This window comes from Bacillus sp. P4_E1, assembly GCF_056401715.1.
This window is the reverse complement of record NZ_JBFUIV010000005.1, coordinates 1-25,316: the sequence shown is the minus strand read 5'-3', so window position 1 is coordinate 25,316 and position 25,316 is coordinate 1. Positions and strand designations below refer to the sequence as shown.

The window sequence follows — 25,316 nt, the reverse complement described above, 5'->3', positions numbered from 1 at the left end:
CCTATACTCTCTCCTCATACATCATTAACTTTTTATCCATTTCAACAATAACTTTATACAATTGAAACGCCTGTAAAATTTGCAGTTGAATTCCAAAAGGAGCATTCTGTTCTTTTAACCATTGAAATACTGCCGTTTCATCTTTCATTGATTATTCCTCCTCTTATTAAAATCTGCTACTTATATACCGTAAATGATGAAAAGCTTTTCATGTCAATAACAAAAAAGGATGCAAATTTGCATCCTTTAATGTACTATATTTTTCTTCTGCTTCGCTTCTTTCTTTACTTCTTCCCTTTGGCATTCACTACGAAACGCACAACTCATACACTCAGAACGAAAATGACGCTCTGTATAGTGCTCAGGTTGCTGCAACATTTCTTTCATTCTAAATAAATCATCCATTCCAGTTATAATATCTTCCTGCTTTGGAATGTACTCATACTTAGTTCCTTCTATTAAATTAATAACTTCAATTTTCCCTGGAAGAATACCGAAAGCTTTATAACTGAATACTGTCATTAGCTTCTGACAAAGAGCAAGCATTTCCTCATCCGCATCGATAACATACTTTTTAATTACAAACGATTCAGCACTCCACTCACCAACTTCAAATGTCAATGACATGTGGACACCTAACTCTTCCATATATGTTTGAAACTTCTCATATAAAAATAACGGCGGTGCCTGACTATCATCCCTTTCAACAAACTGTAATAAGTGATCAGTTAGCTTCGCTAAAACAATATAGTACTCCGCCTTTGAAGCAAACATATTAATTCTTACTTTTTTCCAATACTTTTCTATTAATATTAAAAGTACAATTTTCGTTTGTTGGCCCGCAGGTAGCGTGTAATATTCATTAATAATTTGATTCACAATCATTTGCGCTATTTGTTGCCATTCAAATGAAGAAGGTTCTCTTCTTTTTATATGACGGAAATAAAATTTATGCGGACAACGCATAAAATCATACAAATGGTAATCTGTCATCGTTTTGATTGAGATTTTCTCATGCAATTGCTCTTCATCTCCCTTCTGCCATTAAGAAAGGTGTTTTACGAATTCAGCTCCAAACTGTAAACATTTTTCTACATCTTCATCTTCTGGCGTTAATTCTACTTTCAATCCTTCTAACACAACTGCTGCCCCGCGCTCCTGCAGCTTTTCTATTAAAATATCAACCGCTACCCCGTATTTCGGATAAGCCGAATCACAAGAACCGAATGCAGCTGCTTTTTTACCAGTTAAGTTAATAGAACCCATTGCATCATAAAAATCTAAAAAATCATCAGGAAGATCACCATCTCCCCAAGTATAAGCACCTAAAATAATCCCGTCATATTGCTCTAATATAGAAGCTTCTGGTGTATCCATAATATCAATTACTTCAATCTCATTTTCTGTTTCACGAATCGCACCCGCAATATGGTCAGCCATTTCCTCTGTATTTCCACTCATACTTGCAAAAATCATTACTAACTTACTCAACTGAACCTCTCCTTTTACCTTGTATCTCTTTTTCTGTTTGAAGTGTACTCTTCTCATCTACATATTCAGAACGAATTACATTTCGTTGCCATTCAATATGCTTATCAACATCTTTATTTTTTAATCCCCTTCGTAAAAGGTGAAATGTTTTTCTCATTAAGGTTCCTCATCTGTTTCATTGATAATAATTATCAATTTCAATTATACCATTAGATTAATTGAAATTGATTATCAAAGTCAATAACTATTTTTAAAAAAATAGTTAAAATGTACAAGCTTGTCCGTTAGCTATTCATATACTATAAATGAGCATAGTTCTTTCTCAGCCCTCTCTGACGGAAGAAATAAAAGCAACTGCAATAGAGTGCAGTTGCCTTTTTTTATGCTTTATCAGTTTCTAGTAGTCTTATAGTTGTCTCTAAAAATAGTTCCACTCCATTAATTAAAGCCGATTCATCCACATCAAATTTCGGATGATGATGTGGATAACAAGTATCAATATTTTTATTCCCTGTTCCTAATTTAATGAAACAACCAGGTGCTTTTCTTAAATACGCTGAAAAATCTTCTCCTCCCATAGAAGGTTCAAGATGCACAATACGCTGATTTCCGAACAATTTTATCGCACTTTTTTCTACTATTTTCGTAATGTACTCATTATTAACAACTGGATCATATCCGTAACGATACGTATATGTATAATCTCCCCCATGTGCTTCTGTAATTCCTTTTACAATTTGCTCAATTTTCTCTTTTGCTTCCTCTCTTAATGTTTGATTAAAAGATCGAACAGTTCCCATTAAAGCTGCTGCACTAGGAATGATATTATCGGCCATCCCCCCATGAAATTGTGTAACTGACACTACTCTATGCATAAAAGCACTTGTATTTCTTGATACGATATGTTGTAAATTTGTAATAATTTGTGCTCCGATAGCAATAGGATCTATCGTTTCTTCTGGTCGTGCCGCGTGACCACCCTTTCCTAAAATTTCAATTGTAAATACGTCTGGTGCTGCCATCATAGGGCCATATACAATTCCTATCTTTCCACTTTCTAATCCAGACATAACGTGCAAACCTACTACATAATCGACGCCGTCCATAACACCGGCCTCCACCATTTCTTGTCCACCACCGGGATACACTTCCTCTGCGTGCTGAAAGAACAGACGGATTTCGCCTGCAAAATCTTCCTTCATATTTGCTATCGTCTCTGCTGCACTTAATAAAATAGCTGCGTGAGCATCATGCCCGCATGCATGCATTATTCCTTTATGCACAGACGTATAAGGTTTCCTTGTTTCCTCTTGGATTGGTAAAGCATCTATATCAGCTCGAATCGCAACTACTTTCCCTTGTTGCCTTCCTCTTTTAATTGCTAGCACACTGTACTGCGTTGGTCTCGTTACTTCAAAAGAAGAAAATGAGCATAATGTTTCATATATAAATTGCGAAGTTTCTTTTTCATGAAACGATAATTCCGGATACTTATGGAAATGCCGTCTCCATTTAATGATATTTTCCTCTGAAATAAAACTCCTCCACTCTCTTTTCATAATAATTACCTCCTTTTAAAAGGCTCTATACCTTGAAAATGTACTAAGTACCCAGTGATTATTAACCCACTCCAATTCAGGAATAACAAAACAAATATTATATTTTCCCGCCTTCTCACAATCCACTTTTATACATTCACACAATCCACTTCCTATTTACATGTCAAACCCATTACAAATTCATGCTGAATGTAATATAATTGCTAAGTTAGGGATTTTCTTTTTTAGTATTTAGTGCTAATATCAGAAAAGAGCCTTTTGACTTATTTTTACCTAAAATGTGGGATTTTGTTTTTTTCACAATAATGTAGGACATGATACCTACAAAGAGCTATTATTTCATTAAGCGAGGGAAAGACATGGAAAGATTAAAAGAGATATGGTCTCAACCACTCACACAATGGGTTGCAAAGACGGTTTATTACCTTGCAATTTTATTTGCATTACTTTGGTTGTATGGATTCCATGATACAAACACAAGTACATTTATTTACAATGAATTCTAGGGTGGGAACGTTATGAAGTTATTAGAACAAATTGAAAAGTGGGCTGTAGAAACGCCTGATCAAACCGCTTTTGTTTGGCGAGATGCGAAAATTACGTACAAACAATTAAAGGAAGATTCTGATGCGTTAGCACATTGGATTTCTTCTGAGTATCCAGATGATCGTTCACCAATTATGGTTTATGGCCATATGCAACCTGAAATGATTATTAACTTTTTAGGTTGTGTAAAAGCTGGACATGCTTACATTCCTGTAGATTTATCTATTCCAGCTGATCGTGTACAACGTATTGCTGAAAGTTCTGGTGCGAAATTACTGTTATCAGGGGCAGAAGTAACGGTAACGGACTTACCAGTTCGCATTACAAGTGAAGATAACTTAAAAGATATTTTCTTTACTCATAAAGGGAATACTCCAAATCCTGAACATGCGGTAAAAGGTGATGAGAACTTCTACATTATTTACACATCAGGAAGTACAGGTAATCCGAAAGGGGTTCAGATTACTTATAACTGTCTTGTTAGCTTTACAAAATGGGCTGTAGAAGATTTCAACTTACAAACAGGGCAAGTATTCTTAAACCAAGCACCTTTCTCATTCGATTTATCTGTAATGGATATTTACCCATCATTAGTAACAGGTGGTACACTTTGGGCAATCGATAAAGATATGATTGCACGTCCAAAAGACTTGTTTGCTTCTTTAGAGCAATCGGATATACAAGTATGGACTTCGACACCATCTTTCGCAGAAATGTGTTTAATGGAAGCCTCTTTCTCTGAAAGTATGCTACCAAACATGAAAACATTCTTATTCTGCGGTGAAGTGTTACCAAATGAAGTAGCTAGAAAATTAATTGAGCGTTTCCCGAAAGCAGCAATTATGAATACGTACGGTCCAACAGAAGCTACTGTTGCTGTAACAGGCATTCACGTTACAGAAGAAGTGCTTGATCAATACAAATCACTTCCAGTTGGCTACTGTAAATCAGACTGTCGCCTTCTTATTATGAAAGAAGATGGTACAATTGCACCTGAAGGTGAAAAAGGTGAAATCGTAATTGTCGGTCCAAGCGTAAGCGTTGGCTATTTAGGAAGCCCTGAATTAACAGAAAAAGTATTTACCATGATTGATGGTGAGCGTGCCTATAAAACAGGTGATGCTGGCTATGTAGAAAATGGTCTTCTATTCTATAATGGTCGTCTTGATTTCCAAATTAAGCTTCATGGTTATCGAATGGAATTAGAAGAAATCGAACATCATCTTCGCGCGTGTTCTTACGTAGAAGGTGCAGTTGTTGTTCCAATTAAAAAAGGTGAAAAATATGATTACTTATTAGCGGTTGTTGTTCCTGGAGAGCATTCGTTTGAAAAAGAATTCAAATTAACATCTGCAATCAAAAAAGAACTCAATGAGCGATTACCAAATTACATGATTCCACGTAAATTCATGTATCACTCTTCTATTCCAATGACACCAAATGGAAAGGTAGATCGCAAAAAATTATTGAGTGAGGTTACAGCATGACCGCATATGGATCATTTTATTTTTTCGCTATAGTAGGCATTTTATTAATACCTACTATCATAGCTGGATTAAAAGGTAAAATGTTGCGTAAATATAATGCCGTTTTAACATTAGTAATGCTCGTTATTATCTTCTCTGATAAACCGAAGCAAGCAATCATGTTAGCCGCATTTATTATTTGGCAATATGCCCTTATTAAAGGCTATTTAATTTTAAGAAAACAAAATAATAGTACATTCACGTTTTGTATAGCTGTTATTTTATCGATTTTACCGCTTATTTTGGCAAAAATCGCACCGTTTGTACCTGAATTGCATTTTATTGTTTTCGCAGGTATGTCTTACGTAACATTTAGAGCTGTACAGATGGTCTTTGAAGTTCGTGATAATTTAATTAAAGAACTTTCCTTCTTTAATTTCTGGGAATTCGTTTTATTCTTCCCTGCGATTTCAAGTGGACCTATCGATCGTTACCGTAGATTCCAAAAAGATATTCAAAAGCCGCCTAGTGCTGAGGAATATCAAAAGTTACTATATACAGGGATTAACCGTATTTTCCAAGGTTTTCTGTATAAATTTATAATCGCGCACTTGATAACAACATATCTTGTAAAGGCAGTATTCGCCAATCAAGATACACTTTTATCTAATGTGATTTTTATGTACGCTACTAGCATGCAGTTATTCTTTGACTTTGCAGGTTATAGTGCATTCGTAATTGGTATCAGTTACATGATGGGAATTAAAACTCCAGAAAACTTTAATAAGCCATTCATTAGTCGTAACATTAAAGACTTCTGGAACCGCTGGCATATGAGTTTATCATTCTGGTTCCGTGATTTTATTTACATGCGTTTCGTCTTTTTTGCAACGAAGAAAAAGTTAATTAAGAACCGTTACACAATTTCGTATATCGGTGCATTTTTAAACTTTTTCATTATGGGAATTTGGCACATCCAAGGAAGCGCTGTTGCGCAATATGTTATTTATGGTCTATATCATGCCGCACTGTTTATTTTATTCGATATTTTCGAACGAAAAAACAAGAAGCATAAGTTTTGGCCAAACAATAAATTTACACACGTCCTTGCGATTGTAATTACGTTCCACGTTGTATGTTTCGGTTTCCTGATCTTCTCTGGACACCTTAACAGATACTTTTAATGCACCCTTCTTATACTATTAAGAAGTTGCACATATAATATATTTCGGATATAAAGGAGATTTTAAAAATGGCAGAATTCAAAGAGCAAGTATTAGATATTTTAGAAGAAGTATGTGAAAACGATATTGTGAAAGAAAACTTAGATGTTCAATTATTTGAAGAAGGTATTCTTGATTCTTTCGCTGTAGTATCTTTATTAGTAGAATTCCAAGAGCGTTTAGAGATTGAAGTTTCTATTTCTGATTTTGACCGCGATGAGTGGGCTACACCAAATATGGTTATTAAAAAGTTAGAAGAAATCCGATGAACAAAGTGAAATTTGGTCCGATGCTTTTAGCATTGGCCCTTTTTGCTGTATTCTTACTTATTCCTACGCGCTTCCTACTCCCACTTTTAAGTGATGAGAAAGTAGAACAAGCTGCGACTTCTTTAAAAGAAGAAAAGATTCAAAGTATGATTTTACAGCAAAAGATGTTAGCAGACCCGAAATATCTTCCGATGTACGGTTCATCGGAATTCGCACGTATGGATGCTTTCCATCCATCGAATTATTTCAAAGTAAAGCCTGAAGGATTCACACCATTCCTACTTGGGCGCGGTGGAACACAAGACCTTGTACATGTATTAAACTTCACATCTACAATGGATCAATTGAAAGATAAGAAAATGATATTCGTTCTTTCTCCGCAATGGTTTGTACCACAAGGTATTGATGAGACACACTTTGCACCTAACTTTTCAAAACAACAAGGTTACCACTTCATTTTCAACGATGATTTAAAACCTGAAATGAAAAAACAAATTGCAAAACGCTTATTAAACTTTGAGATTGTTAAAAAAGAAACTTTATTAAAAATTTCGCTTGAAGGTATCGCCTACGATGATACAAAGTATAAAGTAAAAGCACTTGCTGCTAAACCTTTCGCTTATATTTATCGTAACATTCTAGATCGTAAAGATTTATTTACAGTTATGTTTAATATTAAGCCGCATAAAGAACAGCTTGATCCATCATTGAAACAAATGAACTGGGAAGAAGCTCGTAAGCATGCTGATCAAACAGGTGCAGTAGAATCAAGCTCCAACGAATATGGTATCGAAGATGATTACTTCAATAGCAAAATTAAGAAGAAATTAAAACAACGTGAAGGTTACTTAAAAAATGATGCTTATGACCAATCACCAGAATATGAAGATTTACAAATTGTACTTGATTTATTAAAACAATCTGGCGCAAAACCGCTCTTCATTTCTGTTCCTGTAAAAGGTCCTTGGTATGATTACGCTGGCTTCCCGAAAGAAAAACGCGAATTATACTACAATAAAGTTCATGAGCAAATTAAGCAAGCTGGCTATCCAATTGCTGATTTCTCAAATCATGAATATGATAAGTACTTCTTAAAAGATCATATGCACTTAGGTTGGAAAGGCTGGGTTTACATCGACGAAGCTATCCAACAATTTTATAAAGCAAACTAACGAAAAGACCGCTTGAATTATTCAAGTGGTCTTTTTTTATATACATCTTGTAATTGTTCAATTACGTTCTCTGCTTCTTTCATGACACGTTTCACTACGTGCTGAGCTGATTCCGTTCGCGCTAATGATGATGCTTGTCCCGCCCAAAGCGACATATACTCTTCCTTATTTTGCTTCGCTGCTTCTTGACGTATTTTTGAAGTTAATACGTTTTGCACTGGATACATCGGTAAATTCTCTTCTCTTCCTTCATGTTTCTCTATAAATTCATTACGAATACCCCGTGCATATTTCCCGGAAAACGCACGGGTTACCGTTGTACTCGTATCTGTACTATGTAAAATCGCCTCTTTATACACGTCATGCGTAATACTTTCTTCACTCGTTAAAAAGGCTGATCCCATTTGAACAGCCTCTGCCCCTAACGCAAATGCCGCAACAAGCCCTTGCCCATTCATTACACCACCTGCTGCAACAATCGGGATATGAGGTACTTCCGCTACTAATTGCGGGATTAATGCAAATGTACCAATCATCGCATCTTGTTCTTTCCCAATAAACGTTCCTCTATGCCCTCCTGCCTCGCTACCTTGCCCGACAATAATATCTACCCCTAACTTAGCAAGTGCTTTCGCTTCCGCTACATGGGTAGCTGTTCCGATAACTTTTATCCCTTCCTTTTTCAAATCATCTATTTCTTCTTTTTCTAACGTTTGAAATGCAAAACTAACGACTGGTACCTTTTCCTCTAATAATACTTGTAATTGTTCTTTATAGCTTTTTGGAAGTTTTAAAGTCTTTTCTTCCTCTATACCTAATTCTCTATTCACTCCACTAAGTAATACTTTCGCCTCGTTTACCTTCTCTTCTTCTATCTGTATCTCTTTCGTTAAAAGTAAATTAACACCGAAAGGCTTATTTGTTAGTTCCCTTATTTTATAAATCGCTTCACGGATTTGTTCTGGGCTCATATACCCTGCTCCAAGCGTACCTAATCCTCCGCTATTACTCACAGCTGCAACAAGTTTTGACGTTGTAATCGCTCCTGCCATACCTGCTTGAATGATCGGATACTTAATTTGTAATATATCTATTACTCGACTTGTAAACATCATTTTCCCTCCTACTTTCCCTATACCTTCTTTATATGACATGCTTTCCCCTTCTTTTACAAGGATTGAACTTTCGCTCAAGCGAATATATTGAAAGAGAAGGAGGCTGAGAACAATGATTTATCCAAATGCTTTGCAAAAAGGTGATACAGTAATGGTTATTGCACCGTCTGGCCCACCAACACTTGAGAATATATTAAAAGGTGTGAACGTATTACAAGAGATGGGATTATCCGTAATAATTGGAAAGAGTGTTTATGAAAAATATGGATATTTAGCTGGAAGTGATCAAGTTCGTCTTGATGATATACATGAAGCATTTACAAATACTGAGGTCAAAGCAGTCTTTTGTGCACGAGGTGGTTACGGCAGCGCTCGTCTCCTCCCTTACATTCAATATGAAATCATTCAACGGAATCCAAAGATTTTTTGGGGATATAGCGATATTACCGCTTTACATACTGCCTTTTCACGTTATGCGGAGCTGGTTACTTTTCATGGTCCAATGATTGAAGAATTAGGAAAAGGTATAGATTCTCTCTCTTTATCTTCTTTCAATCAACTATTCCATCCGTATTCATCTATCTTATATGCATCAGAATGTATCGTACCTACCTCTCCATGTACAGTTACAGGCACATTAGTTGGAGGAAATTTAACTGTGTTAACAAGTATAATTGGCTCGCCCTATGAGATAAATACGTCAAATAAACTTTTATTGCTTGAAGATATTGGTGAAGAACCGTACCGCATTGACCGGATGTTAAATCAACTACTTTTATCTGGACAGTTTAATGAATGCAGCGGCGTTATTTTTACAAGTTGTCACGACTGCAACCCTTCTAAGCCATCTCAATCATTGCAAACAATATTATATGAATATTTCACGCCATATAATATACCTGTGTTATTCGGTTTACCGATTGGACATATAAGTCCAAATATCGGTATTCCCCTCGGAGCTACAGCAACAATAAATACAACTAACAAAACTGTTTCTATTTCTTCTGGTATAGCCACTCCATGTTCAAATTAAAAAGGAAAAGCTGCTAAGCTTTTCCTTTTACTTATAATAATTAAAGATTCGTCCTGATGCTATCTCTGCAATTTCTTCTGGAATAAATGTTTTACTCATATCTGTTCCAACATTTAATACAGCTGTCGCATCTTTCTCGATGCTACCCAATAATTCTTTTCCACGTATCGTAATAAGGGGTGTACCTTCTGGCAACACATCTTTTACAAATTTCAATTGTGTAAAGAACGGAACGATCCATCTACCCTCTCCTTGGAAATGACGCAAACGAAGTGTTCCTTCCGTTGCCCCGTCTTCTGCTTCAAGTGAACCAGCAACATAAAACTCCGTTGTTAAGAGCAATTCATAAAATTCCTTTTGCTTTTGTTTATCATCTCCTGCTAAAACGAGTACTTCTTCTATTTTCTTTACCGGAATTTGCTCCATATGATGACACCCCTATTTTCAAAATGATTATACTTAGATTATACGAAATATTCTTATTTTTTTCTACATAATTCCACAATTATTTTCTTAAAATAATTTTAAAACACCTTCAGTCGTAACGATTTTGGCAAATTCATCATGTAAGTTTACAAGTGTCATATTGTGAATGTCCTCTGCACTATACTCTGTCCCGTCCAGACCTTTACGATTGAATGTAGCCGTCGCATCGCTCACTAAATACGTTGTAAGCCCTAAATTACCTGCCATCCGTGTTGTAGTCTCCACACAATGATTTGTTGTTAATCCTACAATCACTACCGTATTACATTTTTGTTCTCTTAATTGTTCTTCCAAATTTGTCCCAATGAACGCGCTATTAACGGCTTTCTGGATAATTATTTCATCTGGCATCGGTTGCACTTCTTCTTTAAAGTTTACCGTTTCCGCATGTTGATAAAACATCGATTGAACATTTTCTTTATTTACATGTTGAATATGAAAAACTGGTAGTTTTCTTTTTCTCCATTCTTCTAACAAACTTTTCATATTTTCTTCCGCCAAAAGGTTATTCCTCACGCCCCAGTATGGTAAGTTGAATGCTTCCTGTACATCAATGATTATAAGTGCTGCTTGATTAAGCATAATATCCTCCTAATTAATTGGGCTGTAATTGAAACAGAAAACCAAGTTGCTGCGAAGCAGTAATAAAACAAATATAGGCACAAAGCTCTACAATTTCTTTTTCAGTCCAATATTGTTTTAATATATGAAACATATTATCATCTATCGCCTTTTGGTCATGAACAAATGCATGTGCAAAAGTAACGGCTACGCTAATTTCTTCTATTTTTTGTATATCATCCGGCTTTCCCTTTGCCATACAGTACGGACATTCATTCCCAAACGCTAATGTTCTTCTTACTTGCTCCTTTAACTCTACGGAAAGGGCCCCCGTACTATACAGTGTATTCTCTAACGTACTCCACGAATTTAATATATCTGGATTATGACCTAATAATTTTTGAAACTTTGTATCTCCTACATTTGATAATGTAATTCTCTCCATCATTTCCCCTCCTATTTCCTTCTTTTTTATTGTAAAATAAATAAAGTTCACTTTACATTTCATATGAATCTTAATTTTAAATTTTTCTTTACAAAAATTATCATTTTACTGGAGGTATAGTTACAAATGCAATTAGACCGTGTTGATCGAAAAATTTTAAATGAATTATATAATGATAGCCGCCTTTCGATGCGTGAATTAGCAAAACGAGTAAACTTATCGGCTCCGTCTACTACAGAACGTGTACGTAAACTTGAAGGTGAAGGGATTATTCAAAAATACACAATCGATATCAATTATAAAAAAGCAGGACTTGTTTTAGATTGTATTTTAGAAATCACTTTAAAAAATGGTGATACAACACGTATGCAACAGTTTATTCAGTCTTATCCATCTGCAAGTTTTTGTTACCGAGTAACAGGAAGCTTATGCTACATTGTAAAAATCTCTGTTCCTTCACTCGTTGAACTTGAAGAATTTATCAATGATGTTTCTTCATATGCAACGACAGTTTCTCATATCGTATTATCAGAAGTAGCTCTTACTCCGGACATTGAACATATCTTCCCAGAAAATTAATTTATTTTTATTCATAAATTATTGAAAAACCCCTTACAATAAGAATAAAAATAATATATTATGTATTAAAATACATAAAGTTCGAGAAAGGGGCTTTACATTGAAAATCTGGTTTTATGAAAAAACGGCACAATTAGATGACTTGCTTGGTATTTGGGACAATGTTCCGACCATCCCTCGAATTGGTGAAAAAGTTGAACTTCTAAAAACCGTTCGGATCGTTACAGATATTAAATATGTAAAGAACGGTAATAATTTTCGTGTAGAGATTATTACAAATTAAAAAGTAGCTCTTTAGGAGCTACTTTTTAATTATCTATTATGCGCTTTCTTTATAACAATTTTATCTTCTTCTACAGAAACTGTTACATAATCATTTTCTTCTAACCGAAGCTTATTTACAGCGTCATCAGGTAGTTCTACAGCCATCAATCTATCTGTTACTATCACTTGGCTATATATTTCATTTTCTTCTGATGTATTCACTACTTTCTCTTCATTTATGAAACGAAGCGGTGGCACACCAACTTCTTTTACTGTACGCCATTGATTCCAAGTAAAAGGAATGAACCATAATAAACCGATAATCACAAGACCAATGCCGATCCATAAATTACTTTGTGCTTGTAATTCAGTAATCGAGATTGCGTCACTTCCATCTCCACCTACAAATTGCATACTCGTTGCAATCAAATTATTTAGAGCATGCACAGCAATATTCGTCCATATATTTTTTGTCTTTATGTATAGAAGACACATAATAACACCGAACATGAAAGCACCGATAACATCAAAATGTCCTAGTCCAAAAATAAGAGAGGATATAATAACCGCTCGTTTAATCCCCCATTTGTAAGCCATTCGCTGCAAGAAAAAACCTCTAAAAATAACCTCTTCCATTATTGGGGCTAATACACATGCTGAAATGAAAGTAAATATCGTCATGTATATGTTACTCGTATTAATTACATTTCCATCTTTTAACATGGTAACTAAGAAATTAGGTAAAGTATGTGCTAAAATATAAAATTGAATTTGGGATATACCGACTGCAAAAATCATTCCCATGATCGTTGCTAATACAATTAACCCCCAATGTAAACGTCCGGGCTTATCAAAAAAACTTTTAAAAACAACATTATTTTTACTTGTTTTTAAATATAGCCACAATAGTGGAAATGCAAAAAATATTGATATTTGTGACAGCAACTCTATCGTATTGTCAGAAGCACCTGATAACCTTAATGGAATCATCGTCAGGAACATCCCTATAATCATCCATCCAAAAAAACTACGTAGCCTTATACGTGAAAATGCATGTTGCATATGGAACACCTCCAGAGATGATATAAAGTGAAACTTTAATCAGTGGGGGTTTTGTTCATCCCCCACTGATTATTAGTTGAACCAATCGGGCTTTTACGGGCAGTTGATCTCCCACCTAACTTCTTTGCTCCAGCCGAATTTTTGGGTGGGAGTTTTACTGCCCGTTAATGCGGGATAAAGTGAAACTTTAATCAGTATTTTATGGGTAGCCCTTCTCCACAAATGGCCGGATAACTAAATTATAATATGAATATAGTTGAAAATCTTCCTATTTTTCTCACTTTATTCCGAATAATATACGTATTAAATTATATAATAACGATCCTATTTGATATACCATATCAATGTTCTTCAACTTAGTTACAATTATGTTCCTAAGTAAATATGTATCTGCCACACTTAAAAGCTACATAAATCAAAAAAGCTGGTTAATAAAAATCCCCGTTAACACGGGGATTTTTCTACTATAATACGTCACGTTTTTGGAATAATACACTTGATGCTACAAGTAATACAGCAAAGTATGCAACTACAAGTAATAATGAAGTTGTAAACGTAAATTCTGTAAATGGTGGTTCTACTCCGCCACTTACTAATTTATTGCTGTCGTACACACTTAAATTTAAATGCGAGAATACAACAAACTTTGCAACACCTTTAGCAAACATCATAAGCACCATTGTAATTGCACTTTGTAAGAAGAATAAGAACAACGAAATAATTAATGGTAATACAGAATTTCTAAATACATTAGCTAAGCAAAATGAAAGAGTTGCAAAGAAGAACGGTGAAAGTACTTGATATAAAATGGACTTCATTACGATTCCTAACGTTACTCCTGTTTTACTACCATCCATTACAATCCCGCCAATAATCATTGAGATTAACGTGCTAGCAAATATGATAAATAATATAGTAAGTAACACTGTAATATATTTAGAGAACAAAACTGTAATTCGTTTTCTCGGACGGATTAATAACTGCTTAATTGTACCTTTTTGGAACTCATCAGTAATTGTACGAGACGCAATCGTAATTCCAAAAATTGTTGCAAATAAGGTAATTAAACCAATCTCTGAACTTACAAAATCTAAATATGATCCTTTAAACTCATTTCCTCCTCCCCATTTCAGCATCGCTAAAACTCCCAAAATCTCCAATGCTGCAATTACACCTATTAAAATGTACATACCTTTTTTCGCATGTAACTTTAAAAATTCATTTTGAATTAATTTAAACATTACGCTTTCACTCCCCCTGTAATCGCTAAGAACTCATCCTCTAACGTTTTATTTTGAACAGTAACACCGTATACGAGTACATCAGCATTCACTAACTGTTTTACAATTTGCGGAATCTCTTCTTTCATTACAGATGCCACAGCTACCTTTCCTTGTACTTTACCTTTAATAATTTCGTTCGCTTTTTGAACTTGATCTACTTCAAATGCAACTACAACTGTTTCATCATGCTTCGCTTGTTCATGTAAGTTATACTCTTGTACAAACTCACCTTGCTTTATAATAACTACGCGATCACACATTAATTCAATTTCACTTAATAAATGACTTGATACAATGACTGCAATATTTTCTTCTTTCGCTAATCGTTGTAAATAATCACGAATTTGGCGAATACCAGCTGGATCTAATCCATTTGTCGGTTCATCTAAAATTAAGATTTTCGGCTGATGAAGTAACGCCTGCGCAATTCCTAAACGCTGTTTCATACCAAGTGAGTATGTTTTCACCTTTTTATGAATCGCATGCTCTAATTCAACAAGCTTTACAATTTCAGCGATGCGCTCTTTACTAATTGGGGTAATCGCCATGTTCGCAAAATGCTTTAAATTTTGCATTCCAGTCATATAATCATATAGCTCGGGATTTTCTACAATCGCTCCAATTTGCTCTAGCGCCTTTTCACGCTCTGTGCGAATACTATGACCACAAATTGTAATATCGCCTTCTGTCATAGAAATAAGACCTGTCATCATACGAATTGTCGTTGTCTTGCCGCTACCGTTCGGTCCAAGGAATCCGTATACCTCTCCTTCTCGAACCTCAAATGATAAGCCCCGAATAATTTCTGTTCTACCGATTTTTTTTCGGACATTTTCTAATTTCACTACTACATTTCCCAATGATGATTCCTCCTTTAAACTTCTAGTTTTTTGTCGATGATGCGCCCTGTAACTACTAATAATATAATTGTTAATAAACAGTTAAAACATAGATTTAAAACTGTAATATCTGTACCAGAATAAAATGATGTATTTAAAAAGCCATTTTGATCTATAAATCCAATATTATTTATGGCAAACACATACTTTTCTATTTGCTGAAAGATATATGTTATTCCCCCATTAAATGCGATAAAAACAACGAATAAGATTACGCAAACAATCTTACTCATCGATGATTTCACATTGAATAGCTTCGTAATTACTATAATTAAATAAATAGAAACTAGCATATTAACAAAATCTAGTCCCCATAAGAAAATAGATAACATATGATGTAATATTCCATAATCATATAAACTGTGGATTGCTTGCTGAACACCTAAATCTGTTTTTCCATTATAAATATTTAAAGAAAAATAGTATAGAAAAATGATTCCTATTCCTAGCAAAATCATAAAGAGTAGTACACAAAATAAAACATTTGCAGCTATATATTTTTGTGCTGAAATAGAAGTACAACGTAGCATAGAGTTTTTTAGCATTTTTCGAAAAGACGATATACCTGTTAGAAGAATTGCGAATCCATTTATACCTAGTACGATAAAAAATATAATAATGATTATATCTTGCCTACCTGAAATTCTAGCTCCTGAAACTCCTTTCATATTAAATAAAAGAATTAATGAAACTGTAATAAATCCGAAGTAAATAATGGCTATTTTTCTCTTATTACAATTATACAGATAAAGAAAAAGCTGACTCATTTCTCATAGGCCTCCTTAAACAGCTCATGTACTGCTTTCCCCTTTTGAAATCGTAGTTCTTCCACATTTTCATGCAATATTATTTCTCCATCTTTCAAAAAGATTACTTCATCAAATATATTTTCAATTTCTCTTATTAAATGAGTTGATATAAGCAGCGTACAATCTTCACGATAAAATTTAAGGATTAGCTCAAGTACATGCTCCCTAGAAACGAGATCAATCCCGCCAAGCGGTTCATCCAGTACGTATAACTTCGCTTTTCGAGAAAATGTTAAAATGATTTGCAGCTTCTCAATCATCCCTTTTGACAATGCTTTAATTTTTTCTTCTAACGGTATTTTGAATTCCACAATCGTATCTACTGCTTTTTGAATATCGAAGTCTTTATAAAAATCTCTATAGAAAAATAAAGCATCTTTTACAGTCATCCAATCATCAAAGACTGGCTTATCGGACATAAATGAAACGATTTTTTTCGTCTCTAATCCTACCTTTTTACCATCTATTGTAATACTACCTTCAGAAGGGTGCTGCAAGCCTGCAATCATTTTCAATAACGTCGTTTTCCCGCTCCCGTTATCTCCAACAAGCCCAACGATTTTCCCTTCTGTAATCTCTATGTTTAATTCCCGGATTACTGCTTTCAATCCGTATCGCTTCCATAGATTTTCTATTTTTAATAGCTCTGTCATTCGTTCTCCTCCCTTTTCTTATTTAATGAAGAACTAAGAATTAAAAGAATTTCTTCTTCTGAAAAACCTAAATTGTCCATTCCATTTATGAAAGAATGAAGTAATTCTTTCGCCATATCTTTTCGCAGCTCCATAATTTTCTCCCCTTCATTCGTTACATATCGCCCCATTCCTCTACGCGTTACAACAACTCCATCCCGTTCTAGTTCTTGAAATGTACGTTGAATCGTATTTGGATTTACTTGTAATTCACTCGCTAATTCACGTACGGAGGGAATTTTATCGCCAGGCAATAAATGACCCGTTACAATTTCTTTCTTTGTGTATTCCATTACCTGAATGTAAATTGGTGTATTTGGAGAAAACTCGATTTTCATTTCTCCACTCCTGTCTTAGTGTGTTAGTTAAATAGTACACTAAGACAAATTATATGTAAATACTCAACAACAAAAAATGTAATAAAAAGGCAGTGTAACTTTTCGTTACACTGCCTTCCTGTAATAAAATACAGGTAAATCTATTCTAATTATAGTTTCAATCGTTTGAATTCACATATAACCTTATGCGAAATTTATTTTACTTTTACTTGAGCTAGCACAGATTTAAACGTATTAATAACTGTATCTACTTCTTCATAACTAATTGTAAGGGATGGTTCAATACGAATTGTTTTTGAGTTAATTAATGTTCCCGCAACAAGAATTCCTTGATCAAACATCGCCTTTGACACTTCATAACCAATCTCGTCTTTATGGAATTCAATCCCAATCATTAAACCTTGACCACGAATTTCAAAGATTTTATCTTCGTGCCCTTCTGCTGCTTGTTTCAATCCATTTAAGAAATACTCCCCAACTTCCATAGCTCGTTCCGGTAATTTCTCTTCCAATAATACATGGATTGTTGCAATTGCAGCAGCACATGCAAGTGGATTTCCTCCAAATGTTGTTGTATGCATAAATGGATTTTCAAACCAACTTTTGAATACTGTTTCTTTCGCAACAATAGCTCCCGCTGGCATTACACCTCCACCAAACGCCTTCGCAAGACAAATAATATCCGGCACGACATCATATAATTCTGCAGCAAACATTTTTCCTGTCCGTCCCATTCCAGTTTGTACTTCATCAAAAATAAGGAGTGATCCAAACTCATCACAAAGCTCTCGTACTTGTTTCAAATAATTTTCTGGAGGTAAAATAATACCGCCCTCTCCTTGAATTGGTTCTAAAATAACTGCTGCAACATCTTCTCCCACTAATGCACATGTCTCAAATGTTTTTCTCATCATATCAATATCGCCAAACGGAACATGACGGAAACCCGGAATTAATGGTAAAAATGGCTTACGGAACATTCCTTTTGCCGTCCCAGATAAAGCACCAAGGCTCTTACCATGGAAAGCACGCGTTGTAGCAATGAAAGTTGTTCGTTCACTATACATTTTTGCTAGTTTTAATGCTGCCTCTACGCTTTCTGTTCCACTATTTGTGAAGAAGGCGTATTTCAAATCACCAGGTGTAATATCCGCTAAAATCTTTGCAAGCATTGCTCGAAGTGGATCCAGTAAATCCTGACTGTGCAATGCTTGACGTTTTAATTGATCTGTCACAGCTTTTACCACTTTCGGATTACGGTGACCAACATTATAAATTCCAAATCCACCTAAACAATCAATATATCTTTTACCGTTAATATCCATGAAACAAGATCCTTCATCTGACCACTCTACTGCTGCAAATTGTCCATCTTTTGTTACTGTTTTTCTATAAGCAAGAAAACCAGGGTTTACATGCTCTCTAAATCCGTCTACTGTTTCTTTTTGAATCCAGTTTGCCTCTTCTTCAGTAACCTTTTCTTTTTCAATTAACTGTAGTACTTTCGTAATATACTCATTTACATTTGATTCTTTCTCATTCAATTTATTTTTCACGTTCGTTTCCATCTAATTCACTCCTACATTTTTTTTATTTGCAAACCAACCTATTGGTTCTACTTCTAGATTTATATTAATCTGCTTAATTTCTTGAAATTCTTCTAAACCAAACGTTCCTAGACTACGACCTATACCACTTTGCTTATATCCGCCCCAAGGTGCCTCATTGTATGTTGGATGATAACTATTAATCCACGTAATTCCTGCGCGAAGTTTGCGAATCACACGCATTGCTTTTGCACCATCAACTGTAAATACTCCTCCAGCCAAACCATAGTCTGTACCATTTGCCAACTCAATTGCTTCCTGTTCGTCTTTAAACTTTTGAATTACTACAACAGGACCGAAGATTTCTTCCTGGACAATGCGCATATCAGGTTTTACATTGACAAAGACTGTTGGTTCAATAAAGAAACCATCACCTTTTCCATCCTCCATTATTCGTCTACCTCCGCAAGCAACGTTTGCACCTTCGTCTTTCCCAATTTCAATATAGCGTAATACTTTTTCCATATGTTCTTGACTTACAAGTGGCCCCATTTCTGATTCTGGATTATCACCAGGTCCAACGTTAATTTGCTGCGCTCGCTCTACAAAACTATTAACAAATTTATCATAAATCTTTTCTTCTACAAGGATTCTTGATCCTGCTGAACATACTTGTCCGCTACCTGCATAAATACCGAATAGAGCATAATCAATAGCGGTCTCAAAATCTGCATCTGCAAAAATAATATTTGGAGATTTCCCTCCAAGTTCTAACGAAATCTTTTTCATATTATCAGCCGCTGTTCTCATAATGTGCTTACCTGTTTTTGTTCCACCTGTAAAGGAAATCATGTCCACTTTATTACTCGCTGCAATTTCATTTCCTACTATTGGACCGGCCCCCATTACCATATTGGCAACACCTTTTGGTAGCCCTACTTTTTCAAGGATTTCGAATAGCTTTGTTGCAGTGATTGGTGTCACTTCAGAAGGTTTAAACACAATGGTATTTCCAGCTGCTAAAGCAGGTGCAATTTTCCATACACTCATCAATAGCGGATAATTCCATGGAACAATTAATCCACAAACACCGACTGGCTCTCTTACAACCATCGCTTGCATCGGATCGGCTACATGATATGTTTGACCATCTGGCTTTGTAATCAATCCGGCATAATAGCGAAAACAAGCCGCTGCATCTCCAATATCTCCTTCTGCCTCACGGTATGTTTTTCCATTATCCATTGTTTCAAGGTACACTAATTCTTCCATATTTTTATCAATTTCATCTGCTATTTTAAATAAATATGATGCCCTTTCAGCAGTGGATGTTCCTGACCAAATTCCGCTATCGAAAGCCGTTCTTGCCACTTCTATCGCGTATTTTGCATCCTCAATCGTTCCCTCAGGTGCATATGCTATACCCTTGCCATTCGCAGGGTTAATAATCGTTCTTTTTTCTTGATCACTAGAGTCTCTCCATTCACCGTTTACATACATTTTTAAATCTAGCACTATATTGAATCCTCCTTTATCGATCGTTTATATATTTATAAGCAATTTCCATGCCAATATTTAAAATTCAAAAGAATCATACATAAAGTGAAACTTTAATTAGCCCTCACCAATCGGGCGTTTACGGACAGCAGGGCTTCCACCTAACTTCTTTGCTCCACCTGAATTTTGAGGTGGGAGTTTTACTGCCCACAAATATCGGGATAAACTGACTATTTTCTTAAAAACAACAAACATTTTATGCATTTCCGCATACACTATTCCATTTTGCATAAAGTGAAACTTTAATCATTTCCGCTACCGCCTTCACCACTCGAGACTTGAATCCCAGAGAATATGTACATGCTGAGCGCACACAAAAAGGAGAAGTCTATGTGACCTTCTCCTTTTTTAGGAATATGAGATGATATCAGCCGCTATCTCTTTTTCACTAACAATCTTTTGATATTTACGACTCACTGAAGATTGGCTGATTCCAAGAGCTTTTGCAGCCTTAGTCGTTGTTTTATACTGCTTCATTGCAAGCAAAATCAATTGTTCTTCTACAGAATGTAGTGCTTCTTGTAATGGTAATACTCTTGTAATAACTGGTTTTGATTTATTAAAGTCATAACCGGGTGTTAAAAACTTACTAACAAACTCCGCTTCAATTACTGGATCGTCTGCTGATACTACTAAACGTTCAATCATATTTTGTAATTCACGGACATTTCCTGGCCATGAATAGAACTCTAGTAAATTAAGTGCATCTGGAGTTAAATGATAATTTTTATTATATTTTTCATTTAACTGTTGTAAGAAATGAAAGGCAAGTACCGGAACATCTTCCATTCGCTCTCGTAAAGAAGGAACTCGCAGTGGAATTACATTGAGGCGATAAAATAAATCTTCACGGAATGTTCCAGATTCGACCATCTTTTCAAGGCTCTTATTTGTAGCAGCAATAATTTGTACATTTATTTTCATAGGTGTTGTACTTCCAATAGGAATTACTTCTTGTTCCTGCAGGACTCTAAGCAATTTTACTTGCAAATGTAAAGGCATTTCTCCAATTTCATCTAAAAATAAAATACCTTGATCAGCTCGCTTAAAATATCCTTCTTTTCCATTTTTATCGGCTCCTGTAAAAGCACCTTTCGTATAACCAAATAGTTCACTTTCTAGCAAAGTTTCTGGAATTGCACCACAATTTAATTTTAAAAATGGCTTTGAAGATCGGTTTCCAAGTTGATGAATTGCCTGAGCAATTACTTCTTTTCCGACGCCAGATTCTCCAGAAATAAGAACATTGGAAGAAAAATCTGCTATTTTTTTAGCTTGGTTAATAATTTGCTCCATTTTCGGACTACAGTAAATAAGCTTCTTAAGAAAACGATCTTTATTTTTAAAGTCATCTAACTCCTTCTTATATTGCTCTGATATCTTCTTTATTTCATGTAATTCCGTCTTCAATCTCGTTGCTTCGGTAATATCCCTGGAGGCAATAATAATACGATGAAGCTCTCCGTTTTCATTAAATACAGGGTTTCCAACTGCTAATATTTTTCTTCCGCTTTTTGTTTCTTGTACAACTGATACCTTTTTTTGTTTTTCCAACACTAATCGCGTAACCGATGGACTAAATAATCCTTTCTTTTCTAGGTCTAAAAGATTTTTTCCTAACAAGTCCTTCAAATTACTCCCCCAAAAATCATTGATAACAGTTTCACTATAACGAATTAATTCCCCTTTATGATTAACAACTAATATTTCATCATAAATGCTAGACAAAATTGCATGTAAATCTTTATTTAAATCCTTTATATATTCAATTTCCATCGCCATGTCCTCGACCATCGGCAAATCTTGCACAATAATAACCATTCCTTCAATACTTTGATCAAAGTTTGGAATCGGACTATAGTCAACTAATACACCCATCTCATTTGTGATTTGTAATTGATTCAAGATCGTTTTTCCCTTTGTAAATACGTTATTAATATGTTCTCCATTAAAAATCAGTTCTGCTGGTACATTCATAACTTTTTCAGGAGTCGATTTAATCATCTTCAAACCAGATTCATTACAATTTACAATTTTCTTTTCTCGATCTACTACAAAAATCCCCATTGGAATAGACGTTAAAATAATTTTCAATATATCAACACTCTGATTTTCTTGTTTAAATAGTTCTGCAAAAACATCCTCTCTTCTTATATATCCTGTTAGCTCATCCACTTCATTTTTTACTATGGCAATCGGCGCTCCAATAATTTGAAAAAGAGCTGTTAAAGAAATATCTTTACTAAGATGACATATTGTATCTAGTGAAACAGCATTTGAAAGTAATAGCTTAGAAGTTAATTCCTTACTATTTGATAGCAGATCCTTCACATGAACGTATGCAAATAATTTCTCTCCTCTTTTTAAAAATAGAAACGATTCTTTTATATTTTTAACATCTATATTCCATTCCTTTTCAGATTGATCGATAGGTAGAGAAACTATGGGTCTAATTTTTGTATGAGCGATGGAAAACATTCTGCTATTCCTCCTTTGAACTATTTAATTTGTATTGTATCATTAAATGCAGATTTTTTTAATTAATCTGAAAATAAAACATTTCTTTCTTTATTTAATAAAAAAAGGAAGATGAGTGCCTCCATCTTCCCCATAGTTCTATCATTAATCACTACCACTAACGAAAAGATCTTCTTGAATATAAGCTAATACCATACCTGGAATTACTTTATCTCCTGCTTCTACTTCTAAAGATTGAACTTCTCCACTACATCCCATCTTAATTACTTCCAGTTTACCATTCATATCTTTAATAGCGAATAATGGCTCCCATTCATAAATTCGAGAATCCTTATCGATAGACACTTTTTCAATTATTCCATAACACGGACTCGTAATAATATCATAATACATAATCAATCATCCCTTTCTTTTATTCTATTAATATTGTTCTTCTAACCTTTGTGACTGAAGAATCATATAGAAAAAGCTTTGAAACTCTTCTATGTCCTCTACCTCAATGCCTAGCCTTGTTGCCCAATATTGTTCCTCTCCAATATCTTCTTGGCTTAATAAAACCATTCTCCCATTTTGAATTGAGGTAACCATTGCTTTTCCAAGAAACTGTTGCGAATACGTAACAGCTATATCGTAACGATGACTATTCGACACAATACAGTAATAACCGATTTGTTGTCTCTCCACTTCTTCTAATAAAATATCCAGTTTCATTTTAGCCCTCCCTTTAGGTTAAAAATGCAACCAACCTCTTAGGCGTGATGCTTCTACAATCTTGCGAACCCCTTCCATATAGGCAGCAATTTTCATATTTACTCCATAGCGTTTAGAAGTATCAAGTACGTTAGAAAAACTAGATGTAATTTTCTCCTTTAAACATTGATCAACATATTGCTCCGTCCAGTAATATCCTTGGTTATTTTGACACCATTCAAAATATGAAACAATCACGCCACCAGAGTTTGCTAAAATATCTGGAACAACCAAAATTCCCTTTTCTTCTAACATGGTTATCGCCTCTTTTGTTGTTGGTCCATTTGCAGCCTCAATGATAATCTTACATCCAAGCTTTCCTGCATTATGTTTTGTAATGACTCCTCCAATTGCCGCCGGAATGAGTACATCACATTCTTTTTCTAACAACTCCTGATTAGAAATTGTTTTACTAAAGAGATTCGATACTACACCGAAAGAATCTCTGTTTTCTAGTAAATAAGGAACATCTAGACCGTCTGGATTATAAATTCCTCCTATAGCATCTGATACCCCGACTACTTTCACACCAATATCATATAAATATTTTGCCAAATAACCTCCAACATTCCCAAACCCTTGAATAATAACTCGCATATTTTGTAGCGGAATTTGTTTTAACTCACTTACTAACTGAAGTGTATACAATACACCTTTAGACGTTGCTGTTTCCCGCCCTTGTGATCCTCCTAGCATTAATGGCTTCCCGGTTATAAATCCTGGAGAGTCAAACTCCCTGATATGGTCATATTCATCTAGCATCCAAGCCATAATTTGCGCATTTGTATACATATCAGGTGCTGGAATATCTTTCGTCGGCCCCACAATTTGACTTACTGCTCTTACATACCCACGACTCAGTAACTCTAGTTCTCTAAAACTCAACTCCTGTGGATTACAAATAATCCCGCCCTTTGCGCCTCCATATGGCAGTCCTGTCACTCCACATTTCAAGCTCATCCAGCCAGCAAGTGCTTTTACTTCTTCTGCCGTAACATCTGGATGAAATCTAATACCACCTTTTGTTGGCCCTGCTGCGTCGTTATGCTGAGCGCGATACCCTTGAAATACCTTTGTTGTTCCATCATCCATTCGAACAGGAATGCTTACTTCTAAAAAACGCATTGGTTTTTTCAGAAATTCGAATACTTCTTCTGGATAACTTAAAAAATGAAGCGCCTCTTTTAATATAGCTTGAAATTCCTCTAAAGGATTTTCAACTTCAACTGTATTTGTATGTTTTTCTGATTGAATCGGCACGATAACACCCCTCTTTATACTTTTACTAATTGTACAAAGCAATAATCGTGCCAAGTGAAAATACTACGTTAATCATATCGTGTCATCCCCTTTACTTATGAATCTTTGAGTGACTTATGCAATGCTGCATGATTATCAAATATAAAAAGAAAAAGACATCGGAACTTATCCGATGTGATATTATCCCCTTAAGGTAGACAGTGTAAAAAGACCATGAACAAACATGGATGTTACACTTCTACTTGGAGGGGATTTTATTATGGCTAAAAAAGGGTCTACATTTCAAACTTATTCAAATGAATTAAAGATACAAGCTGTAGAAAGTTTTTTAAACGGTGAGGGTAGTCAATCAGCTATAGCGAAGAAATATGGACTTAAAAGTAGAACGCAATTAATAGAGTGGGTTAGGAAATATCAAGAAACCAAGAAACA

General features: G+C 35.0%; 31 protein-coding genes. 9 read left to right on the top strand and 22 right to left on the bottom strand.

Features of this window, described 5'->3' with window-relative positions:
• Position 1 precedes the first annotated feature (1 nt).
• The 5 genes from AC1DS7_RS08550 to AC1DS7_RS08530 all read right to left on the bottom strand — a co-directional run bounded on the left by AC1DS7_RS08550 (position 2) and on the right by AC1DS7_RS08530 (position 3,050).
• Complete coding sequence (locus AC1DS7_RS08550; protein WP_016119876.1) at positions 2 to 148, bottom strand: hypothetical protein; 147 nt, start codon at positions 146 to 148, stop codon at positions 2 to 4.
• Positions 149 to 246: 98 nt separating this feature from the next.
• Positions 247 to 1,020 (bottom strand): hypothetical protein, encoded by a 774-nt coding sequence (locus AC1DS7_RS08545; protein WP_012260605.1) that lies wholly within the window; start codon positions 1,018 to 1,020, stop codon positions 247 to 249.
• A 24-nt stretch (positions 1,021 to 1,044) separates the two neighbouring features.
• Positions 1,045 to 1,491, bottom strand: coding sequence for a flavodoxin (locus AC1DS7_RS08540; protein WP_215588860.1), 447 nt, complete (start codon positions 1,489 to 1,491; stop codon positions 1,045 to 1,047).
• Positions 1,484 to 1,648, bottom strand: coding sequence for a hypothetical protein (locus AC1DS7_RS08535; RefSeq protein ID WP_002011628.1), 165 nt, complete (start codon positions 1,646 to 1,648; stop codon positions 1,484 to 1,486). The genes AC1DS7_RS08540 and AC1DS7_RS08535 overlap by 8 nt, the downstream gene beginning before the upstream one ends.
• A gap of 223 nt (positions 1,649 to 1,871) precedes the next feature.
• Positions 1,872 to 3,050: an amidohydrolase gene (locus tag AC1DS7_RS08530; protein ID WP_002188904.1), complete on the bottom strand. Its 1,179-nt coding sequence runs from the start codon at positions 3,048 to 3,050 to the stop codon at positions 1,872 to 1,874.
• 359 nt (positions 3,051 to 3,409) lie between these two features.
• On the opposite strand from AC1DS7_RS08530, the gene AC1DS7_RS08525 reads away from it, so the two are divergent.
• From AC1DS7_RS08525 to dltD, 5 genes are all read left to right on the top strand, one after another.
• The gene (locus AC1DS7_RS08525) at positions 3,410 to 3,556 is read left to right on the top strand and encodes a teichoic acid D-Ala incorporation-associated protein DltX (protein ID WP_002011626.1); all 147 of its coding nucleotides are present in this window, start codon (positions 3,410 to 3,412) and stop codon (positions 3,554 to 3,556) included.
• A gap of 12 nt (positions 3,557 to 3,568) precedes the next feature.
• Positions 3,569 to 5,083: a D-alanine--poly(phosphoribitol) ligase subunit DltA gene (gene dltA, locus AC1DS7_RS08520; protein ID WP_215588859.1), complete on the top strand. Its 1,515-nt coding sequence runs from the start codon at positions 3,569 to 3,571 to the stop codon at positions 5,081 to 5,083.
• Positions 5,080 to 6,246, top strand: a complete 1,167-nt coding sequence (gene dltB, locus AC1DS7_RS08515) for a D-alanyl-lipoteichoic acid biosynthesis protein DltB (protein WP_215590974.1) — start codon at positions 5,080 to 5,082, stop codon at positions 6,244 to 6,246. Before dltA ends, dltB begins: the two co-directional genes overlap by 4 nt.
• A gap of 68 nt (positions 6,247 to 6,314) precedes the next feature.
• The gene (gene dltC / locus AC1DS7_RS08510; protein WP_002011622.1) at positions 6,315 to 6,554 is read left to right on the top strand and encodes a D-alanine--poly(phosphoribitol) ligase subunit DltC; all 240 of its coding nucleotides are present in this window, start codon (positions 6,315 to 6,317) and stop codon (positions 6,552 to 6,554) included.
• A complete protein-coding gene (gene dltD / locus AC1DS7_RS08505) occupies positions 6,551 to 7,726 on the top strand; it encodes a D-alanyl-lipoteichoic acid biosynthesis protein DltD (RefSeq protein ID WP_002126231.1) in 1,176 nt (391 codons plus the stop codon). The genes dltC and dltD overlap by 4 nt, the downstream gene beginning before the upstream one ends.
• 17 nt (positions 7,727 to 7,743) lie before the next feature.
• On the opposite strand, the gene AC1DS7_RS08500 is transcribed toward dltD, so the two are convergent.
• Positions 7,744 to 8,880 (bottom strand): NAD(P)H-dependent flavin oxidoreductase, encoded by a 1,137-nt coding sequence (locus tag AC1DS7_RS08500; RefSeq protein WP_012260603.1) that lies wholly within the window; start codon positions 8,878 to 8,880, stop codon positions 7,744 to 7,746.
• Between the two features lie 73 nt (positions 8,881 to 8,953).
• On the opposite strand from AC1DS7_RS08500, the gene AC1DS7_RS08495 reads away from it, so the two are divergent.
• Entirely contained in the window at positions 8,954 to 9,874 is a 921-nt protein-coding gene (locus AC1DS7_RS08495) for a S66 peptidase family protein (protein ID WP_002011617.1), read from the top strand.
• A 27-nt stretch (positions 9,875 to 9,901) separates the two neighbouring features.
• Here AC1DS7_RS08495 and AC1DS7_RS08490 read toward each other — a convergent pair whose 3' ends face one another.
• The 3 genes from AC1DS7_RS08490 to AC1DS7_RS08480 form a co-directional block, all read right to left on the bottom strand.
• A complete protein-coding gene (locus AC1DS7_RS08490; RefSeq protein WP_002011614.1) occupies positions 9,902 to 10,300 on the bottom strand; it encodes an SseB family protein in 399 nt (132 codons plus the stop codon).
• A gap of 87 nt (positions 10,301 to 10,387) precedes the next feature.
• Entirely contained in the window at positions 10,388 to 10,942 is a 555-nt protein-coding gene (locus AC1DS7_RS08485; protein WP_476998919.1) for a cysteine hydrolase family protein, read from the bottom strand.
• Positions 10,943 to 10,955: 13 nt separating this feature from the next.
• Positions 10,956 to 11,369, bottom strand: a complete 414-nt coding sequence (locus AC1DS7_RS08480) for a carboxymuconolactone decarboxylase family protein (RefSeq protein ID WP_170935223.1) — start codon at positions 11,367 to 11,369, stop codon at positions 10,956 to 10,958.
• 123 nt (positions 11,370 to 11,492) lie between these two features.
• On the opposite strand from AC1DS7_RS08480, the gene AC1DS7_RS08475 reads away from it, so the two are divergent.
• Positions 11,493 to 11,945: an Lrp/AsnC family transcriptional regulator gene (locus tag AC1DS7_RS08475; RefSeq protein WP_476998918.1), complete on the top strand. Its 453-nt coding sequence runs from the start codon at positions 11,493 to 11,495 to the stop codon at positions 11,943 to 11,945.
• Between the two features lie 100 nt (positions 11,946 to 12,045).
• A complete protein-coding gene (locus AC1DS7_RS08470) occupies positions 12,046 to 12,228 on the top strand; it encodes a DUF3913 family protein (RefSeq protein ID WP_000707108.1) in 183 nt (60 codons plus the stop codon).
• Between the two features lie 29 nt (positions 12,229 to 12,257).
• Here AC1DS7_RS08470 and AC1DS7_RS08465 read toward each other — a convergent pair whose 3' ends face one another.
• From AC1DS7_RS08465 to AC1DS7_RS08405, 13 genes are all read right to left on the bottom strand, one after another.
• Entirely contained in the window at positions 12,258 to 13,271 is a 1,014-nt protein-coding gene (locus AC1DS7_RS08465; protein ID WP_061688819.1) for a CPBP family intramembrane glutamic endopeptidase, read from the bottom strand.
• Between the two features lie 464 nt (positions 13,272 to 13,735).
• On the bottom strand, positions 13,736 to 14,512 hold the full coding sequence (locus AC1DS7_RS08460; protein ID WP_002064410.1) for an ABC transporter permease: 777 nt from the start codon (positions 14,510 to 14,512) through the stop codon (positions 13,736 to 13,738).
• Positions 14,512 to 15,414, bottom strand: coding sequence for an ABC transporter ATP-binding protein (locus AC1DS7_RS08455; protein WP_012260598.1), 903 nt, complete (start codon positions 15,412 to 15,414; stop codon positions 14,512 to 14,514). The genes AC1DS7_RS08460 and AC1DS7_RS08455 overlap by 1 nt, the downstream gene beginning before the upstream one ends.
• A gap of 14 nt (positions 15,415 to 15,428) precedes the next feature.
• Positions 15,429 to 16,220: a hypothetical protein gene (locus AC1DS7_RS08450; protein ID WP_012260597.1), complete on the bottom strand. Its 792-nt coding sequence runs from the start codon at positions 16,218 to 16,220 to the stop codon at positions 15,429 to 15,431.
• The gene (locus tag AC1DS7_RS08445) at positions 16,217 to 16,915 is read right to left on the bottom strand and encodes an ABC transporter ATP-binding protein (protein WP_002086785.1); all 699 of its coding nucleotides are present in this window, start codon (positions 16,913 to 16,915) and stop codon (positions 16,217 to 16,219) included. The genes AC1DS7_RS08450 and AC1DS7_RS08445 overlap by 4 nt, the downstream gene beginning before the upstream one ends.
• The gene (locus AC1DS7_RS08440; protein ID WP_012260596.1) at positions 16,912 to 17,292 is read right to left on the bottom strand and encodes a GntR family transcriptional regulator; all 381 of its coding nucleotides are present in this window, start codon (positions 17,290 to 17,292) and stop codon (positions 16,912 to 16,914) included. Before AC1DS7_RS08440 ends, AC1DS7_RS08445 begins: the two co-directional genes overlap by 4 nt.
• 194 nt (positions 17,293 to 17,486) lie before the next feature.
• Complete coding sequence (locus AC1DS7_RS08435) at positions 17,487 to 18,860, bottom strand: putrescine aminotransferase (protein ID WP_476998917.1); 1,374 nt, start codon at positions 18,858 to 18,860, stop codon at positions 17,487 to 17,489.
• The gene (locus tag AC1DS7_RS08430) at positions 18,861 to 20,354 is read right to left on the bottom strand and encodes an aldehyde dehydrogenase family protein (RefSeq protein ID WP_149190280.1); all 1,494 of its coding nucleotides are present in this window, start codon (positions 20,352 to 20,354) and stop codon (positions 18,861 to 18,863) included.
• A gap of 99 nt (positions 20,355 to 20,453) precedes the next feature.
• Positions 20,454 to 20,627, bottom strand: a complete 174-nt coding sequence (locus AC1DS7_RS08425) for a hypothetical protein (protein ID WP_002011500.1) — start codon at positions 20,625 to 20,627, stop codon at positions 20,454 to 20,456.
• A gap of 117 nt (positions 20,628 to 20,744) precedes the next feature.
• On the bottom strand, positions 20,745 to 22,874 hold the full coding sequence (locus AC1DS7_RS08420; protein WP_016119865.1) for a sigma 54-interacting transcriptional regulator: 2,130 nt from the start codon (positions 22,872 to 22,874) through the stop codon (positions 20,745 to 20,747).
• Positions 22,875 to 23,018: 144 nt separating this feature from the next.
• Complete coding sequence (locus AC1DS7_RS08415) at positions 23,019 to 23,267, bottom strand: biotin/lipoyl attachment domain-containing protein (protein ID WP_002011502.1); 249 nt, start codon at positions 23,265 to 23,267, stop codon at positions 23,019 to 23,021.
• Positions 23,268 to 23,294: 27 nt separating this feature from the next.
• Complete coding sequence (locus tag AC1DS7_RS08410) at positions 23,295 to 23,585, bottom strand: SAV0927 family protein (protein ID WP_000762559.1); 291 nt, start codon at positions 23,583 to 23,585, stop codon at positions 23,295 to 23,297.
• 18 nt (positions 23,586 to 23,603) lie between these two features.
• On the bottom strand, positions 23,604 to 24,884 hold the full coding sequence (locus tag AC1DS7_RS08405; protein WP_476998953.1) for a Glu/Leu/Phe/Val family dehydrogenase: 1,281 nt from the start codon (positions 24,882 to 24,884) through the stop codon (positions 23,604 to 23,606).
• Positions 24,885 to 25,107: 223 nt separating this feature from the next.
• Here AC1DS7_RS08405 and AC1DS7_RS08400 point away from each other — a divergent pair.
• Positions 25,108 to 25,316, top strand: a 209-nt coding sequence (locus tag AC1DS7_RS08400) for a transposase (RefSeq protein ID WP_476998916.1), incomplete at its 3' end; no start/stop codon positions are given.